The following is a 17,011-nucleotide window of genomic DNA, read 5'->3' on the forward strand; positions in this document are numbered from 1 at the left end:
GGCGCTAATTTTCTTCCATAATGATTGCGATTTACCCATTTTTCCATTTGGGGTTCGAGTATTTTAAACTGTTCTTCATTTAATCCTTGCTTGCTCATGTCATCTGTCTTTGGTTAAAAAATAAAAAGATCATGCATCATAGCGAAAATTAATATTCAATTCAAGATAGGTTCCTGGTTAGAGTGCTTTTTCTTTCATCTAAAAACCTTTATTTTTTTTACGAGTGATTTTTATAATAACTGTTTATAAAACTTTAAATATATTAAAAGAATATGTTTTTTATCTAATCATTTTAAATTCTTAGTCTTATAAATTTAACCTGTGTTAATAATAAACTAAGATAGATTCATCTGTTTAATAAAATAATTACAAAATATAAATTTTTTAAAAAAATAAAAAGGCATGTGCGCTATGTTTATTAATTTCATAGTTAAGTTGTTTGTTCGTTTTAATTTTTATCTATTCATTTTACCTACAGCTTTTGTGTTTGGTAGCCAACCAAATGTGGAACAAGAAAAGGTGATATATACAGAGACTGTGGAAGAAGAGCAACCATCTCCACAAGAAAAAAAGTTAATTAGAGTACGTAGGAAACCACCAAAAAGAAGAGGACCTACTCCAAGGCGTTTACAGGTTCCACAAGAGTCAACTGCAACAGCGCCAAATTTGGAACGGCTTTCCTTAAGTGCAAGAGATGCAAGCCCTGAGGGGAGAAAATCTACAGATGCAAGCAGAAAACGGCCCTCTCCTACCGCTGCTCAAGCTAGTCCTCCTAAACAAGTAAAGGTAGAGAAAAAACCCGTAGTTCCTCCTGTAGCTGGCCTGCCTATTGCATATGCTCCTACTCCAACACAGAGCAATGACCGTTATAAATTATTGCAGGGTCTCAAATCTAATTATAGCCCCCTTAGCTGTACAAATCCTCAAGAAACACTGAAAAGTTTTAGGCACTTTAGATTGCAATGGAACATTGACAATCAACCAAATACAGGAATGGAACATATATTACGAAGGCATACATATGACTATCACGATGGATCTGTAAAAGAAAAACAAAGTATGTTCCCAAGAGGAACTACAGATATTGAAATCAAAAATATGATTAAAGAAGTAGCTGAAAACCCCATTAGTAAAACCCGTTCAAATGCTGAATTAGGTATAAAATTCTTGCAAATTGAAGGAAGGGCAAAAAACAACATACCACTAGTAGTAGGTTATAAAAAGAATATGGGTCTAAATAAACCCTTAGATATTGTGCAAGCATATCCATTGGGTAAGAAATATGAAGTGCAAGTTCTTCCTTCGCCTACAAGAAGAAGACGCGCAGCAGGAACAGCGCAAAGGATCCGAGCAGCTACTAGATCCATAGTAAAACATCTGAACCTTCCCAAGCTATTTAGAGATTATTTTAGAAGTCAGAAACACAAACCCTCTACATTAGGTATGGAAAACTTTTTGAATCCATCTCCAATTATAGAACGGGGTTTAAATTCTATAAATACGCCCTCTCAAGAAGCAAAAACAGTTTTAGGGCCAATAGTTACTCGTGATGATATTAAAAAAAGCTTAAGACCTCTTAGGCTTTTATCTTTAGCTTTTTCAAATGCAGAGAATTCGATGGATCTCATCACTTTTACATGGAAAACAATCACAGATCGTAGCTTTCAGCTGCCTTTTGCTTATACAAAGCAGTATGAGTTCTATAAAAACAATGAATTAGTTACACAAGGTGATTCTACTACATTTACCCATCAACCGGATGAGAGTGTATGGACTGAATATAAAATTGCCTTTACAGACAGCGAAGGTAATAGAGAAGAAAGTATGCCCTTAAAAGTGGGCGCTAACATGATAACCAATCTAAAAGCAACAACTGCAGATCGTAAAATTTTGCTAGAGTGGGATCCTGTTACTATTGAAAATCAAGAAATTACCTATAAAGTTTTAAGAAATGAGAAAATTCTAGCAACTCTTAATACAAACTCATTTGAGGACAATGAAGTAGAGTCTGATCAAGATTATATTTATCGGATCTTAGTGTTTGTTCCCAGAGGGCATCGCATACTGTATAGTCAGCCATTTATAGTAAATGGTGAGTCAGCAGAGGGGATAGATTCGTTTGCACTCTATACCCATCTTCTTTCAGAAGAGGTATCTGATTTAAATGATTTAAGCGAGCATCCGGAAGAGCATTACACGCCTATTAGTGAAAAAGAACCAAGTAGTGTTATCGTACAAAACTCTATTATTACTTGGGATGATGAGTCAGTGGAAATGTTAAATGGAATGATTGATGTAGTAGCCAACGGCCAATCTTTGCTATCTCCTAGATGTTTTGATAATGTACGCATATTATGGGATTATTTGCTCACAATGGTTGCTCAATATGTAAAAGAAGGTCAAGCTAAGGTTTATTTCCCAGATCAACCCATAGTAGTTTCTCTGCAGAAGAAAGAACAAGATACAGTTGAATTTCAAATAGATGATCAATGTGTAACTATAGATGAAAAACAGTGTTTAACAGCAATTCTGCATGCAGCAGAGCAATTTTTTACACTTCTTAATGAAGTATCTATTGATAAATACACTTTACTCTTAGAGCAAATTAAAACGCTGCAAAACCAGGTGCTTATACAAGAAAAACAGCAGCCTATTTTACAAGCTCAAGTTAAACGCAATTCAACAAATGAAGTTTTATTGTCTTGGATACCTGATAGTGCTCAAGATATAAAAAACTATGAAGTTCTGATATGTAATGAACCTCTAACTGTTTTACCCGCAGATACACGAGAGTATATAATTAACATTCAAGAAGAAAATCTTTTGGGAAAGCATGTTTATCAAATAGTTGCCAATGATCAAAATGACAGGGAATATGAACCGTATTCTGTAGAATTTGAAGTTACCACATCTTATTTACAAGTAGAGAAAATCACACCAGATGTATTTGAATTAAACTGGGCATTTTTAGGAGAGGAGATCGGTTCTATTGAGTTTTATAACGTATATCGTGATAACACTTGCATAATGCAAGTATCTAAAGACACTACTAGACTTTCAGATACAACGCTTCTTGCTCCAGGAACTTATACTTATAAAGTAGAACCTCTGGATGAAAATGGGAGCTCTTTGGAAATACAGCCAGCTGTTAGAGAGATTGTAGTCATGAAGGAAAATTATTTACGATCTTATGTAAATGCATCAAATATAGTCAAACTTAGCTGGGAATTCTTGGATGAAGATGAAGGACTTCAGGTCTATAGAATTTCTCGCGATGGTAATTTTATAAGATATATACTTAAAGGGCAGCCTAAGGAATTTACGGATACCTTAGAGCTTGAATCAGGGGAGTATACTTATACAGTAGAAGCTCGAGATAGCTCTGGAAATATTCTAGAAACAAAACAAGTTGTTATAAAAATCGATGACTAGTTAAAACAGACACTCTAACTGGAAACAAATCCAGTTAGAGTGTTTTTTTAAGAGTATTGTAATGAGATTTCTTTTAAAGAATTTAACAAGCACCATTCAACAGATCTGTTATCCCTCTATTTGCATCTATTGCCATAAACTCTGTCATTCTAAAAAACACATCTTTTGTAAAGAGTGTTTTGATTTAATCGATATTTTAGGAAAAGAAGAGCGGTGCTCTTGTTGCTTTTCTGCTTGCCTTGAGCCCTATTGTTTGTCTTGTATACAGCAAGCCAGCGTAAAACAAGCATATGTCAGTGAGCAAGAAGGACCTATTTGTGTTTTATTAGAAAAGATTCTCAACGGACAATACTACAGAGTTCCAGCCGTGGCAGCGCTTATGGCTTATCAGTATATAAGAGAGGACTTCTCCTTACCTGATTATATTGTACCTAACTTATATAGACATAAAAAATTATCCGTTTTACTAGCAAAAGAAATAAGTAAAATTTTACATGTGCCGCATAGGCGATTTTTTTTAAAGAAGCTGCGAAATAGTCATGTTTTATTAATAGGTTTTCGACAAGATCAGAGCTATGAAAAAAGCCTGCAAGTAGTAAAAAAAGTGAACCCTAAAACCTTAATGGGGTTTACCTTGATTGGACCTTCAAGCTTCTAGATTGCGTCTAGCCATGTCGATTTGACGACGTAGTCTTTCATCTTTTTTCACAAGGCCTGCAATTTTTTTCCAGGCGTGTAAAAGGGTAGAATGGGTTTTCCCCCCAAAAGCAGAAGCAAGGCGCATAAGAGAATCATTAATGAGTTCTTTAGCAAGATACATAGCAACTTGCCTTGGGAAGGAAACATCTTTTGAGCGAACAGAGCTTTTTAAATCGCTAATGCGTACTCCAAAAATGGTAGCTACGCTTTTTAAGATATTATCTACAGAGATTTTTTTGTGTGAAGAGGCTTGAAATAACTCACCTAAGGTGCTTTCTACAACTTCTTGTGTGACATCAAGTTTCATCAAGCGACAATACGCATTGAGGCGGTTGATAGCACCCTCAAGTTGGCGTACGTTGTTATAGATGTGCTCTGCAATAAAAAATGCAATCGATTGAGGAAGACGAAATCCCTTCTGTTCTGCTTTGTGTTGCAGGATGGCTACTCGTGTTTCTAGATCGGGGATTCCTACATTGGCTACAAGTCCCCATTCCATTCTTGCAATCAATCTTTCAGATAGTTTGAGTTGTCCTGGAGGTTTGTCGCTAGTAATTACAATTTGCTTTCCTTGATTGATTAAGCTCTCAAAAGTATTACAAAACTCTTCTTCAAAATTAGGGCGATTTTGCAAAAACTGAATATCGTCTACGAGTAAAACATCTAAAGAGCGATAGAACCGCTTCATGCGATCTAAAGATTTATTCCGTAAGTTATCAACTAAGTCATTAATGAAAGCTTCTGTGGTAATACAATAAACGCGTAGCTTTTTGTGTCTTTCTCTTACTTGATGACCGATCGAATGTAAAATATGGGTTTTACCTAAGCCCACACCTCCATGAATAAACATAAGAGTGTAAGATTTACCGGGACGAGTGGCAATTCCTACAGCAGCAGATTTTACAAATTGATTCGAAGGACCTTCAATGAAATGCTGAAATGTATAATTAGGGTTGAGTTTTACTTCTACGGTATGTTGAGAAGAAGGGGCAGTTAGAGTCAAAGGAGATTGTGGTAGCGGATCTGTTTTTTTTGTTTCTGAAATGGTAAAAGATAAGCTAAGTTCACCTGTTGCTTTTACTGATAGAAAAGAGCTGAGTTCTTTTTTGTAATTATTAATGAGGTATTCTTGAACAAAAATGTTTGGCACCTCAAGACAGAGTTCTTCAGTAACTTCTTCTCGTATGCGAATCGGAGCAAACCAGTTCTGAAATTCTGTGGTAGAACATCGTTTTTCAACAGTCTCTAAAAATTCCGACCATGCTTCTTGCGGTGTTTTTGTCAACATAGATTCCTAATTAATTATACTTATGAACAAACTTTCCACAGATACTTCTGGGCTATCTTTTATGTCGTCAAGTTAACATTGATGAACAAAGCTGGCAATAGATTTTTGCTCAGGTTTGGATGATCAAAGAGGTAAATAGTTAAGTCTTAAAATGGCAGGAAAGGAAAAAAAATAGTTTAAACTCTTTTATTTAAAAAAAAGGGTTTCAAAGTCGTTTGGCATAAATTAGCTATACGCTATGACAAGCGCTGTAGCTTGATTTATTATTTCAGGATTTTGACTTTTTTCGAGTTCTTTTGCTTGAGCTAATGCTTGTTTTTTATAACCCAAAGCAAATAGAACTTTTACTCGATTAAGTAGAGTGGGTTGATGAAGAGGATCGAGTTTAAGCGCCTTTTCAATGTAATTTAAAGCCATTAGGTTATTGTTTTTTTGTAGATATAAAGCACCAAGGGTTTGAAGATCATAAATGGAAGAAGGAGATAAAGTAATAAGTGCTTCAAAAAAAGTGATGGCAATATCGTATTTGCCTTGTTTGATATAAGAGTAGCCGACAAAACGTAAATCGGAGAGCTCTTCGTCACTCCATCCTAATATAGATATCCAATCGATTTGATTCATGGTTGTAAGTTAGCCTTTATGATATTGCCCTCTTCGAGCGTTGATTTCTTGAATTTCTTTATCTAAATGCATAATGGTTTGTAAAACAGAGATGAGTGTTTTTTTCTCTTTTTCATGATATTCCTTTTCAGGATCGGAATGATCTGATTCTTCTTCTTGCTGTTGATCATCTCTTTTTTTTCTGGAAAAGGTTTTCAGAGAAACGATCTTTTGTGTTTGTGTTTCATGTTTTTCCTCCGATCCTAAAGAAGGAATCAACTGAAACATAAAAAATCGTTTTCTTAGCTCGGAATATCCTTGAGGAGGAGTGAAAGTTGCCCAAGTCTGTTGTTTTTGAGGTTCGAGCAGAATCTCTAACTCTGTTAGAAAAAAGGGATGGGTAATCTCTATTTCTGTCTGTTCTTGAATGCCGCGAGCTTCAATCAGCAGTTTCTGATCGAGCTCTCTTAAGTCCTCTGCATAACGAGTCGAAACCTCAATTCCCAAATTGTCAATTGTACGTGGCGGCATAACTGTTTACCTAAAGTTGTTTTATACTCTTATTTAAGAGATTTGCCATGTTGCGTTTAAATTATCAATAGATCGATGGTTTTAGGATAGAAAAAATCTCTTTTCCACCAATTTCCCTTTAATAATAATTTATTTTTAATAATTAACAATTAGCGTTTTAGAACGACGTTTTTTACTAAAATTTACTTAAGATTCTTGCCAACTTTATGTTTTAGTGATAGATTGTGGGAAAATGTGGGAATGGTAGGCCAAGTACCCTTATGCACAAGTTCTTTTTTAGTGGGTCAACAGCAACTAAAATTGATGAAAAAGGAAGATTTGTCCTTCCTCAAGGGATGCGCTTTGGTTTGGTGGAAAATGGTGTATTAGAGTTTAGTCTAGGTCTTGGATTAGGGGGATGTTTAGCTATTTATCGTCAAAGCGATATTCAAAGAATTGTGGCTAAATTTCAGCAAAAATCGCACCTGGGCCAGTATCAAAAATTCTTCACATTGTTTTTTTCCACACTATACCAAACCACATGCGATAAAATTGGAAGGGTGCATATCCCGCCAACTTTGAAAAAAGCGGTAGGAATTACATCTGAAATTGTAATCGCAGGAGTTCTTAATAAAATTGAAATTTGGCCGAAAAAGCAATACGATACACAGCTTGAGGCTGTGCTAAGCGGTAAAGATGTGGATATGAATTTAGCCAAATTAACAGAAGAAGCATTTGCTTTACTCGAAAAACCAGAAGAGGAAATGGATGACGCATAATCGACTGCAAATAGAACACGTATCGATTCTGGTAGAGGAAATGTTACACTTTTTTCAAAATTCACAACTGTCCACTTTTTTTGATGGAACGTTGGGAGCAGGGGGGCATGCCAAAGCCATTTTAGAGGCGCATCCAGAGATTCAGAGATTTATCGGTTGTGATAAAGATCCGGAAGCTCTGGAGATTGCATCTAGAGTGCTTGAGCCCTGGAAAGATAAGGTAGAGCTTATTCAAGGGAATTTTGCAAGCCTTGACCAGTATTTAAACGAAAGAAACATTCAACATGTGGATGGTTTTTTTTTGACCTAGGAGTGTCTTCTATGCAACTAGACAAAGGGCGTAAAGGTTTTAGTTTTTCAGAGGAGGGGCCTCTTGATATGAGAATGGATCCTTCATCTTCTCTTACTGCCATGGAAATTGTAAACCATTGGACAGAAAAACAATTAGGTGAGCTATTTCGTTTAGGCGAAGAGCCGCGTTGGAAAAGAGCTGCTAGGGCGATTGTGGAAGAAAGACGCAAGAGAGTCATTAAAACCACAACGCAATTGGCTGATACCATTTCTTCTTCTTTGAAGACGCTTCTGAAAGGCAAACTGCATCCTGCAACCTTGATTTTTCAAGCTTTGCGCATGTGTGTAAATCATGAGTTGGAAGGAATCACCGAAGGAATTACCAAAGCAATCCAATATCTTTCCTCTGGTGGTATTATGGGTGTTATTAGCTTTCATAGTTTGGAAGATCGTATCGTAAAGCATATTTTTAGGCAAGCATCGGATCGATCTAAATCCCGTGTTTCTGAGCCGGTTTTGCATTTAATGACAAAAAAACCAGTAGTTCCTACTCAAAAAGAGATGCGTGCAAATCCTAGAGCTCGAAGTGCAAAAATGCGTGTAGCGGAGAAAATATAGGGATCAAACAATCATGTTAAAGAGAGTATTCATTCAATTAGCTTGCTGTATAGGGGTTTTTGGATGCTGTCTTTGCTCTTATGTAAATACACAAAATGCAGTGACTCGTCTGCGGTTAGAAATTCCTATACTCTCTTCTGAACTCAACAAGTTAAAGGAACAAAATAATCGCTTAAAATATGAGATTGATCTTTTTGAGAGTCCTGAACATCTTATGCAGCTAGCGCGTTGTAGTGAATTTAGTCATCTAAAATATCCAACTTTGCAAGAGGTTTTGACCGTTTCTGAAGCGGTTATCTTACCAAAATCCCCCATAGAAAAAGAAAAAGACCTTCCCATCCTTAAATGGAATCTTGCGATTGGGGCTAAGCAATAATGTTGGATAACAATCCCTTGCCTTGGCTAGTAGCTTACAAGCGCCTAGTATGGATTTTTGGGGGACTTTTTCTTTTATTTTCTGTACTTATTCTTCGGTTTTTTCATCTGCAAATTATAGAAGGAGAGAAATGGGAGAAAATGGCTCGTACTCAACATCAACTGCTGGTTACAGAGCCTTGTAAAAGAGGCGTATTTTATTCTAATACAGCTTTAAAAAAAGGACATCCAGAAAATCCTCAAACTTTTGTTATCGATATTTTAAAATTTCATTTATATTCTGACCCTAAATCCATCCCTAGCTCTCATCGAAAAGAAATTGCTGATAAAATTGCTGATATTTGTCTTTTAAATAAGATAGAAGCAGAAAAGCTCCAAGAGCACTTGAAGCTCAATACTCGTTCACGAAAGCTTGCGATGTGGCTGAGTCAAAAACAAAAAAACATGCTTCAAGAGTGGTGGTTTAGCTTTGCTAAAACACATAAAATTGCCCGAAATGCACTCTTTTTTATTCAAGATTATCAACGCTCTTATCCTTTTGGAAAACTACTAGGCCAAGTTTTGCATACGGTCCGACAAGAAAAAGATCAAAAGAGTCAAAAAACCATACCAACAGGTGGCATGGAGTTATTTTTTAACACCATTTTACAAGGTAAAGAGGGGAAGCGTTATATTTTACGCTCACCCCGTCATTCTTTGGAGACAGCAGAGGTCATTGCAGAACCAGAAAATGGAGCGGATATACATTTAACGATTAATCATCATTTGCAAGCTTTAGTAGAAGAAGAAATTTATAAGGCTGTAAAACTTGCTAATGCAAAGAGCGGGTGGGCTGTTTTAATGGAGCCTCATACAGGAGAAATCTGGGCATTGGCGCAGTACCCGTGGTTTGATCCTCGAGAGTGTCAAAAGTATTTTAATGACGAAAATCTAATAGAGCATACAAAAGTAAAAGCTATTACAGATCCTTTTGAGCCTGGCTCAACGATGAAACCGCTAACAGTAGCACTAGCTCTTAGAGCTAATCTAGAGTTACAAAGACAAGGCAAGCCTGCTTTATTTGCACCAGAGGAAAAAATCAAAGTGATAGGAAAGACCTTTCCTGGGCGCAAAAAAAAACCTATTCGTGACGTGCGCTCTCATTCTTATTTGAATATGTATATGGCACTACAAAAGTCCTCAAATATTTATATGGCTATTCTAGTGGAAAGAATGATTACAGAGCTTGGAGAGCAATGGTATAGAGATGCTCTGCAAGATATTTTTGGCTTTGGTCTAAAAACGGGGATTGAGCTTCCTTCTGAAAGCGCAGGGTTCCTCCCTGTGCCTGGAAAGAAATCTAAAAATGGAAAAGCGCACTGGTCTGTTCCTACGCCTTATTCCATGGCTTTTGGTCATAATATTACCGCAAATAGCCTACAAATGCTACGAGCATATGCTATTTTGGCTAATGGAGGAAAAGATGTAAAACCTACCTTAGTACGTAAAATTATTCGAAAAAAAAAAGAAGGTTTAGAGGAAGTTCTTTTTGACAATACAACTCAAGAAAGAGTAAAAGGTTTTCCTAGGTTACTAGAACAAGAGATTATAGAGCGTGTTTTGCAAGCTTTAAAATATGTGACAAAGCCAGGAGGATCAGCTGCCAAAGCAGACATTTATGGATATACCGAAGTCGGAAAATCAGCAACTTCTGAGAAAATTGTAGGAGGGGTCTATTCCAAAAAGGATCATATCTCTTCTTTTATTGGATTTGCTCCTGTTTCTTCTCCTCGCTTTGTGCTTTTGGTTGTGATTGATGAGCCTGAATACAAATATATTCCTGGAGTAGGAAGAAACCAGCACGGAGGCAGGTGCGCAGCTCCTGCTTTTAGAGAGATTGGATTGCGCACATTAGAATATCTTGGTATACCCCCAGACGATCCCCATGGGTATTCTCCTCAAGATCCTCGATATGATAAAGAAAAAGGGGATTGGCTAAAAGAGAGTCGATCTTTACTGGAATTATATAAAAAATGGAACGGATAAAATTAAAAAATCTTCTTAAGCGCCTAAAAATAAAGACATGTAAAGGTGTAAAAGAAATAGAGATTACAGGGATTTGTGCAAATTCTAAACTAGTAGCGCCTGGCAATCTATTTATTGCTAAAAAGGGTTTATCCCATGATGGAACAGAGTTTATTCCAGAAGCAATTAATGCTGGGGCTACTGCTGTTTTAACTGATTTGTATAATCCTTTCTTATCTGATGTAGTACAAATCATCCACCCTGATGTGAATGCAATAGAGGCTCTACTTGCAAAAGAGTATTATCATCTTGCTGATGAAAAACTATTTCTAGTAGGTATTACAGGCACAAATGGCAAAACAACAACAGCTTGTCTTGTTAAACATATTTTAGATAAGCTCGGTAGCTTATGTGGGTTGATTGGTTCTATCGAATGGATTATTGGGAAGCATCATTTCCCCGCTACTCATACTACACCTGATGTTTTAACTAATTTCAAACTCTTTAATGATATGACTCTTGCTAAATGTAAAAGTTGTGTGATGGAGGTATCTTCACATGCTTTAGACCAAGGTAGGGTGAAGGAGGTGGAATTTGATGTTGCCGTATTTACAAATCTTGACCAAGACCACCTAGATTACCACATATCTATACAAAACTATTTACAGGCGAAGCTTAAATTATTTTCACAACTCAATCCCTTAGCACATAAAGGCCCAAAAACGGCTGTTATTAATCTAGATAGTGGTTATGTAGAAGAGATTATGAAAAACACTAAAGCCCATCTACTCACTTACGGTATGGATTCTAGAGCAGACCTATATGCAAATCAGATGAATTTGACTCCAGAGGGCATAGAATGTTTTGTTCATTATCAAGGAGAAAAGACAAAACTAGTCTCTCATTTAATTGGCAAACATAACCTGTATAACCTTCTTGCTGCAGTAGGAGTTGGCTTATCTCACGGATATTGTTTGAAAAAAATTATATATGCCCTAAAATCATTTAATCAGGTGCCGGGGCGTTTAGAAAAAGTGGACAATTCAAAAGGCCTTCACATTTTTGTAGATTATGCTCATACCGAAAATGCTCTTGAATGCGTATTATCTGCTCTTAAAGAGATAAAACAAGGTAAATTAATTGTTGTATTTGGATGTGGAGGTAATCGAGATCGTCAAAAAAGAGCTAAAATGGGCAGTATTGCAGAAAAATTAGCGGATGTTGTAATTGTAACTACAGACAATCCTAGGCAAGAAGATCCTCAAGAAATTGTAAATGATATTTTAAAGGGATGTAAAAATCCAAAAACAGTATTAACGATTTTAAATCGTAAAGAAGCTATTTTTTCTGCAATAGAAAGAGGTACTTCTAAAGATATTGTATTAATTGCAGGGAAAGGACATGAAACTTATCAGGTCTTTTCTCAACAGTCCGTAGTATTTGATGATCGTTTAATAGCTAAGCTAGCTTGCGAAACTGCAGTTTTCAATTGAGATAAGGAGTTACATGAAAAGATTTAGGTTTATACGCTGGAAAGTTTGCGTAGGGTTTATTTTCTCTTTTTTATTTTTACCTGATGACTCTGATGCAACAGTAGCAGGATGCGTAAAACCTCTTGTTGTATTAGATGCTGGGCATGGTGGAAAAGATAGTGGAGCTAACTTTGGCAATTTTTTAGAAAAGAGAGTGAATATCATTACCGCTTTACTGACAAAAAAACATCTAGAGGATTTGGGTTATCGTGTAATAATGACCCGTTCTAAGGATATCTTTATACCTTTAGTTCGGCGTGTGGAAATTGCCAGCCAGGTCAAGGCGGACATTTTTGTAAGTATCCATTTTAACTCTTCGAAAAATAGACAAGCAGAAGGGATAGAGGTTTTTTATTATTCATCAAAACCCCTTCCTCGTAATAGAGCTTCCCAACAGCTTGCTAATTGTGTCCTAACTAGACTAATCGATCAAACAGAAGCTAATTCAAGAGGGGTTAAAGCAGGTAACTTTCATGTTATTCGCGAAACTGCTATGCCCGCTGTGCTTGTTGAAGGAGGCTTTATTACCAACGCCCAAGAAAGACAGAAAATAAGACAAAGAGCGTATCTTGATCAAATCGCCTTGGGGGTTGCTCAAGGAGTAGATAACTATTTTAAGATCAACAAATGTCCTCGGCGCGAGTTGAACGCACGACCTGCCGCTTAGGAGGCGGCCGCTCTATCCTCCTGAGCTACGAGGACAAAAGAGTAGTTTGTCTGAAGATTGAATAATTGTCATCCATTCTGTATACTAAAAAGCTTATATGAAGAAACACTCTTAAGGAGTAATAATGACAGAGGCTAAAGCTGATTTGGGGTTAATAGGGTTAGCTGTTATGGGACAAAATCTTGTCTTGAACATGAATGACCATGGCTATAGAGTTGCTGTATTTAATCGCACCACTACAAAAGTAACAGAATTTTTATCAGGCCTTGGAGAAACCCAAATCATAGGGACGTATTCCTTAAAAGAGCTGATTGCTAATTTGAAAAAGCCGCGTAAATTATTATTCATGGTTAAAGCAGGTAGTCCCGTTGACGACCTAATCGATGAATGTTTACCTCTTCTAGAACAGGGCGATATTATTATCGATGGAGGCAATAGTCACTATCCCGATACAAAGAGAAGAACCGATTTTTTGCAAAAAAAAGGAATTTTATTCATTGGCGCAGGGATTTCTGGAGGAGAAGAAGGAGCAAGATTTGGGCCTTCGATTATGCCAGGTGGCAACAAGCAAGCATGGCCCATCCTTAAACAAATTTTTCAGAATATTTCTGCAAAAGCAAAGGAAGATGGTCTTCCCTGTTGTGAATGGATTGGAGAAGGAGGAGCCGGTCATTATGTGAAAATGGTGCATAATGGGATTGAATATGGAGATATGCAACTGATTGCAGAAGCTTATTTTTTACTAAAGACATTTGTTAGTAATGACCCAAAAGAATTACATGATATTTTTGCAGAATGGAATCTAGGCTATTTAAATAGCTTCTTAATTGAAATCACAGCTAAAATCTTTCTACAAAAAGAGCAAGATGGAACCCTGCTATTAGATCATATTCTAGATGTAGCCAATCAAAAAGGTACGGGGAAATGGACAGGTTTCAGCGCTTTAGATTTAGGAGTTCCTGTTAGCTTAATTACCGAAGCTGTTTATGCAAGATGCTTATCTTCTTTAAAAGAAGAGCGCTTGCAAGCCCAGAAATTATTTCCTCAAGTTACCAATTCTTATACCGGTACAAAAAAACAGCTAATTTTAGATATAAAACAAGCCTTATATGCCTCTAAGATCATCAGTTATACGCAAGGCTTTATGTTGATGCGAGCTGCTGCTAAAGAGATGAAATGGGATCTTAATTACGGATCAATAGCGCTTATTTGGCGAGCTGGATGCATTATTAGAAGTGGATTTTTAAATGATATTAAAAAAGCGTACGATGTAAATGCAGATCTACCAAGCTTGCTTTTTGATGATTTTTTTAAAAAGGCCATTGTCAATGCCGAAGTTTCTTGGCGCAGGGTAATCATCACCGCTGTGCAAGCTGGAATCCCTATTCCTTGTTTTAGTTCAGCACTTGCTTTTTTTGATGGTTATCGTAGTGGATATCTTCCAGCTAATCTCATTCAGGCACAAAGAGATTTCTTTGGAGCACATACATATGAAAGGACTGATAAACCACGCGGGCAGTTTTTTCATACCGATTGGAATAAGATAGAGAAAACCTCTTAGCCCAACCAGAGAAGAAGATTTGGAATCAAAATCTCAATGTTAAAAAACTTAAATTTTACGTAGAAGGCAAAAAACCCATGTCACTACCGATTGTTGTTATATTTGAGCGCCATTGGGATGAAACTCCCAAGCATTTAGTAAAGCAATTATTGCCTGAGTTAGTTAAAGAAGGGTAAGACACATTATGTCTGGAAGGAGTTGGTCATGATTTAACCGAAAGTGAAATAGCAGCTCGGCATGAGTGTTCTTTAAAAGGCGATAATACAATATGTTCTGATGTAAAAAAGTTTTTTAAAAAAGCAAAAGTTCAGGTTAATGATAAATTAAGCGATATAAACTTTGAAGACTTAGCTCATCTAATCCAGTTACATGTTTCTTCTAAAGATTTTGGTAAGATAGCAGAGAGAATTAAAGGTCTGCCTGCATCTTTATTATTGAAAGATATAATCAAAGAGGTAAAGCAGCTTAAAGTCCTTATAAAAGGCGTTGATATAAATAGCAAAGATTATAGCCATATGCTTTCAGGTAATCTTTTAGAAAGAGACTTTTCTATAGTTCAAAATGAAGATTATAGAATGAAAACCATTATAGAGAATTTATTGCGATTACACGAGGAAAGAAAGGGATTAATTTTTTCTATCGGTGCTTTGCATTCTGATAATCTGATTGCTAGATTTAAAGAGCAAGATCTACAAGATGATATCATTTGTTATTTCCCGCATTTACTAAAATGCTCCAATGATAAATTAGATGAGGCAGCTTTTAAAATCTTAAGTAAGAAAGAATCATTAAAAGATTCCGTCTACTGTTTATCCAATGAGAAAGAGATTAAATTACTAGCCAAAAAAGTTGTAAAAGAAATTAAAAGTAAACAAAGAACCTATAAAGCGGTGTCTATTGAAGATAATTCTCATTGCACATTTTTAAGTAAATTTTTTAAAAGTAAGCTTAACGCTTTTAAGCGTACAGGGCATTACATTGATGCTTTATTAAAAATTCTTCCTGAAATTGACGTCGAAAGCATCACTCAAAAACTGCAACGGCTAAATATTCAAACCTGCCAAATTTTTTTTCAAGAGCATAAGTATTTGGTTGTATCTGCAGTAAATGCCACAGAAGTTGCCGAGAATATACGTAAGTTATAGGCTATTATAATTTTTCCCCTTGTTGGTTTTTGCTAGGGTGTGATATGAATCTTTTCATGAATACGAAAAAAGACTATTTACATTCCAACTTTTATCTATCAGAAAAAGTTGCTTCTATTTCTTTCTTTACTCTTTTTCTGTGCCAATAGGCACAGATTTATATGTTTGATTTCTCTATTTTTTTTGCTACTAACTAAAGTCTAAATCTTGACGAAGGATTATTTTTATGAACGCATTGTCTTCAAACTCTCGCGCAATTGCATGGGCGGTATGGATTGTTGCATCCATCTTTTATGCGTACCAATATATTTTAAGAGTTATGCCTAACATTATGTTGAACGATATTATGCAGCAATTTGACATAGGTGCAGCAACTTTTGGTCAATTTTCTGGAGTTTATTACATTGGTTATTCACTCATGCATTTGCCCATTGGTATTATGCTGGATCGCTATGGTCCAAAGAAAATCATGACGGCCTGTATACTTTGTACATTAGTAGGGTTAATGCCTCTTCTTTTTGCTAAGCATTGGGTTTATCCGATTGCTGGAAGGTTCTTAATAGGGCTTGGTTCTTCTGCAGCGATTTTAGGAGTCTTTAAGATCATTCGGATGACGTTTAATGAAAAACTGTTTCCTCGTATGTTAAGTCTTTCTGTAACCATAGGTTTAATAGGCGCAATCTATGGAGGAGGACCTATGAGCTATATGAAAGAAGTTTTTGGCTATCAAACAGTTATACAATTATTTGCTGTATTAGGATTATTGCTAGCAATTATTACCTATTGGATCGTTCCTGATATGAAAAAATGCTCACAGGAAACAGTGCTTTCTGACATTAAAGAAGTATTAAGCAATAAGAGAGTTATTGGGTCCTGTATTTTTGCAGGGATGATGGTGGGTCCTTTGGAAGGATTTGCTGATGTATGGGGGACTATATTTTTAAAGCAGGTCTATGGGTTTGATGGGAGAATAGCTGCTAGTATACCATCGATGATTTTTATGGGTATGTGCTTTGGAGCTCCTGTGCTAAGTTTGATTGCTGATAAAGTGGGCAATCTAAGCACAATTATCGGATCTGGAATCACAATGGCTGTCAGTTTCTTCCTTATGCTTTTCTGGCATTTGTCACCTGGCATTCTTACTGCGAGCTTTATCTTAGTGGGAATGTGCTCTGCTTATCAAATTTTAGCTATTTATAAAGCTTCAACCTATGTACGCGAGCAGGTGGCTGGATTAACCACAGCTGTTGCCAATATGATCATTATGATCTTTGGCTATGCCTTTCATGCTAGTATAGGTGGCATCATTAATTTTATGGGCGGACCTAATGTACCTTATGCTCTTGTGTATGGTATATCGGTAATTCCCATAGCACTTTGTCTAGGAACGGGTGGATTTATCTTATTGTTCTATTTCTCTAAAGGAAGAGTACAAGTAGAAGAAAGGCAAAAGAGTTTATGAATAATTCTAATTTAATAAAAACACCCAATAAGGTCATCTGGGTGTTTT

General features: G+C 36.3%; 13 protein-coding genes, 1 tRNA gene and 1 pseudogene. 11 read left to right on the forward strand and 4 right to left on the reverse strand.

All coding sequences use genetic code 11. The annotated features are described in order from the left end of the window. Positions 1 to 411: 411 nt before the first annotated feature. Together RHTP_RS07570 and RHTP_RS07575 are read left to right on the forward strand one after the other, a co-directional pair. Positions 412 to 3,432: a fibronectin type III domain-containing protein gene (locus RHTP_RS07570; RefSeq protein ID WP_171005781.1), complete on the forward strand. Its 3,021-nt coding sequence runs from the start codon at positions 412 to 414 to the stop codon at positions 3,430 to 3,432. Positions 3,433 to 3,493: 61 nt separating this feature from the next. Next, entirely contained in the window at positions 3,494 to 4,090 is a 597-nt protein-coding gene (locus tag RHTP_RS07575; RefSeq protein ID WP_138107519.1) for a hypothetical protein, read from the forward strand. On the opposite strand, the gene dnaA is transcribed toward RHTP_RS07575, so the two are convergent. The 3 genes from dnaA to RHTP_RS07590 form a co-directional block, all read right to left on the reverse strand. After that, positions 4,079 to 5,419 carry a chromosomal replication initiator protein DnaA gene (dnaA, locus tag RHTP_RS07580; RefSeq protein ID WP_138107520.1) on the reverse strand — a complete coding sequence of 447 codons (1,341 nt, stop codon included), beginning with the start codon at positions 5,417 to 5,419 and terminating at the stop codon, positions 4,079 to 4,081. The two genes, RHTP_RS07575 and dnaA, sit on opposite strands and share 12 nt — an antisense overlap. Before the next feature lie 225 nt (positions 5,420 to 5,644). Continuing rightward, positions 5,645 to 6,040: a tetratricopeptide repeat protein gene (locus tag RHTP_RS07585; RefSeq protein WP_138107521.1), complete on the reverse strand. Its 396-nt coding sequence runs from the start codon at positions 6,038 to 6,040 to the stop codon at positions 5,645 to 5,647. A 9-nt stretch (positions 6,041 to 6,049) separates the two neighbouring features. After that, positions 6,050 to 6,550 carry a DUF5399 family protein gene (locus tag RHTP_RS07590; protein ID WP_138107522.1) on the reverse strand — a complete coding sequence of 167 codons (501 nt, stop codon included), beginning with the start codon at positions 6,548 to 6,550 and terminating at the stop codon, positions 6,050 to 6,052. Between the two features lie 224 nt (positions 6,551 to 6,774). Between RHTP_RS07590 and RHTP_RS07595 the strand changes: the two genes are divergently transcribed. The 6 genes and pseudogenes from RHTP_RS07595 (at position 6,775) to RHTP_RS09165 (ending at position 12,795) form a co-directional block, all read left to right on the forward strand. Beyond that, entirely contained in the window at positions 6,775 to 7,308 is a 534-nt protein-coding gene (locus tag RHTP_RS07595; RefSeq protein WP_138107523.1) for a division/cell wall cluster transcriptional repressor MraZ, read from the forward strand. 40 nt (positions 7,309 to 7,348) lie between these two features. Beyond that, positions 7,349 to 8,217, forward strand: a pseudogene (rsmH, locus tag RHTP_RS07600) (16S rRNA (cytosine(1402)-N(4))-methyltransferase RsmH). A gap of 13 nt (positions 8,218 to 8,230) precedes the next feature. Continuing rightward, on the forward strand, positions 8,231 to 8,593 hold the full coding sequence (locus tag RHTP_RS07605; protein WP_212742870.1) for a hypothetical protein: 363 nt from the start codon (positions 8,231 to 8,233) through the stop codon (positions 8,591 to 8,593). Then, positions 8,593 to 10,617, forward strand: coding sequence for a peptidoglycan D,D-transpeptidase FtsI family protein (locus RHTP_RS07610; protein ID WP_138107524.1), 2,025 nt, complete (start codon positions 8,593 to 8,595; stop codon positions 10,615 to 10,617). The genes RHTP_RS07605 and RHTP_RS07610 overlap by 1 nt, the downstream gene beginning before the upstream one ends. After that, positions 10,605 to 12,089, forward strand: coding sequence for a UDP-N-acetylmuramoyl-L-alanyl-D-glutamate--2,6-diaminopimelate ligase (locus RHTP_RS07615; RefSeq protein WP_244609542.1), 1,485 nt, complete (start codon positions 10,605 to 10,607; stop codon positions 12,087 to 12,089). The genes RHTP_RS07610 and RHTP_RS07615 overlap by 13 nt, the downstream gene beginning before the upstream one ends. A 13-nt stretch (positions 12,090 to 12,102) precedes the next feature. After that, entirely contained in the window at positions 12,103 to 12,795 is a 693-nt protein-coding gene (locus RHTP_RS09165) for an N-acetylmuramoyl-L-alanine amidase family protein (RefSeq protein ID WP_138107542.1), read from the forward strand. Here the strand turns inward: RHTP_RS09165 and RHTP_RS07625 are convergent. Then, positions 12,757 to 12,830 (reverse strand) — tRNA-Arg (locus tag RHTP_RS07625). The two genes, RHTP_RS09165 and RHTP_RS07625, sit on opposite strands and share 39 nt — an antisense overlap. Positions 12,831 to 12,919: 89 nt before the next feature. On the opposite strand from RHTP_RS07625, the gene gnd reads away from it, so the two are divergent. The 3 genes from gnd to RHTP_RS07640 all read left to right on the forward strand — a co-directional run bounded on the left by gnd (position 12,920) and on the right by RHTP_RS07640 (position 16,963). Beyond that, the gene (gene gnd / locus RHTP_RS07630) at positions 12,920 to 14,356 is read left to right on the forward strand and encodes a decarboxylating NADP(+)-dependent phosphogluconate dehydrogenase (RefSeq protein WP_138107525.1); all 1,437 of its coding nucleotides are present in this window, start codon (positions 12,920 to 12,922) and stop codon (positions 14,354 to 14,356) included. 515 nt (positions 14,357 to 14,871) lie between these two features. Beyond that, on the forward strand, positions 14,872 to 15,501 hold the full coding sequence (locus RHTP_RS07635) for a hypothetical protein (protein ID WP_138107526.1): 630 nt from the start codon (positions 14,872 to 14,874) through the stop codon (positions 15,499 to 15,501). Between the two features lie 226 nt (positions 15,502 to 15,727). Beyond that, positions 15,728 to 16,963 carry an MFS transporter gene (locus RHTP_RS07640; protein ID WP_138107527.1) on the forward strand — a complete coding sequence of 412 codons (1,236 nt, stop codon included), beginning with the start codon at positions 15,728 to 15,730 and terminating at the stop codon, positions 16,961 to 16,963. Positions 16,964 to 17,011: the final 48 nt, after the last annotated feature.

This window comes from Candidatus Rhabdochlamydia sp. T3358 (assembly GCF_901000775.1).
GTDB lineage: Bacteria > Chlamydiota > Chlamydiia > Chlamydiales > Rhabdochlamydiaceae > Rhabdochlamydia.

What these genes read in the sequence shown, in the direction of transcription:
- RHTP_RS07590 (WP_138107522.1), bottom strand. Translation starts at nt 6,550, where the DNA reads ATGCCGCCACGTACAATTGACAATTTGGGAATTGAGGTTTCGACTCGT.
- RHTP_RS07585 (WP_138107521.1), bottom strand. Translation starts at nt 6,040, where the DNA reads ATGAATCAAATCGATTGGATATCTATATTAGGATGGAGTGACGAAGAG.
- RHTP_RS07615 (WP_244609542.1), top strand. Translation starts at nt 10,605, where the DNA reads ATGGAACGGATAAAATTAAAAAATCTTCTTAAGCGCCTAAAAATAAAG.
- RHTP_RS07575 (WP_138107519.1), top strand. Translation starts at nt 3,494, where the DNA reads ATGAGATTTCTTTTAAAGAATTTAACAAGCACCATTCAACAGATCTGT.
- dnaA (WP_138107520.1), bottom strand. Translation starts at nt 5,419, where the DNA reads ATGTTGACAAAAACACCGCAAGAAGCATGGTCGGAATTTTTAGAGACT.
- RHTP_RS07570 (WP_171005781.1), top strand. Translation starts at nt 412, where the DNA reads ATGTTTATTAATTTCATAGTTAAGTTGTTTGTTCGTTTTAATTTTTAT.
- RHTP_RS09165 (WP_138107542.1), top strand. Translation starts at nt 12,103, where the DNA reads ATGAAAAGATTTAGGTTTATACGCTGGAAAGTTTGCGTAGGGTTTATT.
- RHTP_RS07640 (WP_138107527.1), top strand. Translation starts at nt 15,728, where the DNA reads ATGAACGCATTGTCTTCAAACTCTCGCGCAATTGCATGGGCGGTATGG.
- gnd (WP_138107525.1), top strand. Translation starts at nt 12,920, where the DNA reads ATGACAGAGGCTAAAGCTGATTTGGGGTTAATAGGGTTAGCTGTTATG.
- RHTP_RS07605 (WP_212742870.1), top strand. Translation starts at nt 8,231, where the DNA reads ATGTTAAAGAGAGTATTCATTCAATTAGCTTGCTGTATAGGGGTTTTT.
- RHTP_RS07635 (WP_138107526.1), top strand. Translation starts at nt 14,872, where the DNA reads ATGCTTTCAGGTAATCTTTTAGAAAGAGACTTTTCTATAGTTCAAAAT.
- RHTP_RS07610 (WP_138107524.1), top strand. Translation starts at nt 8,593, where the DNA reads ATGTTGGATAACAATCCCTTGCCTTGGCTAGTAGCTTACAAGCGCCTA.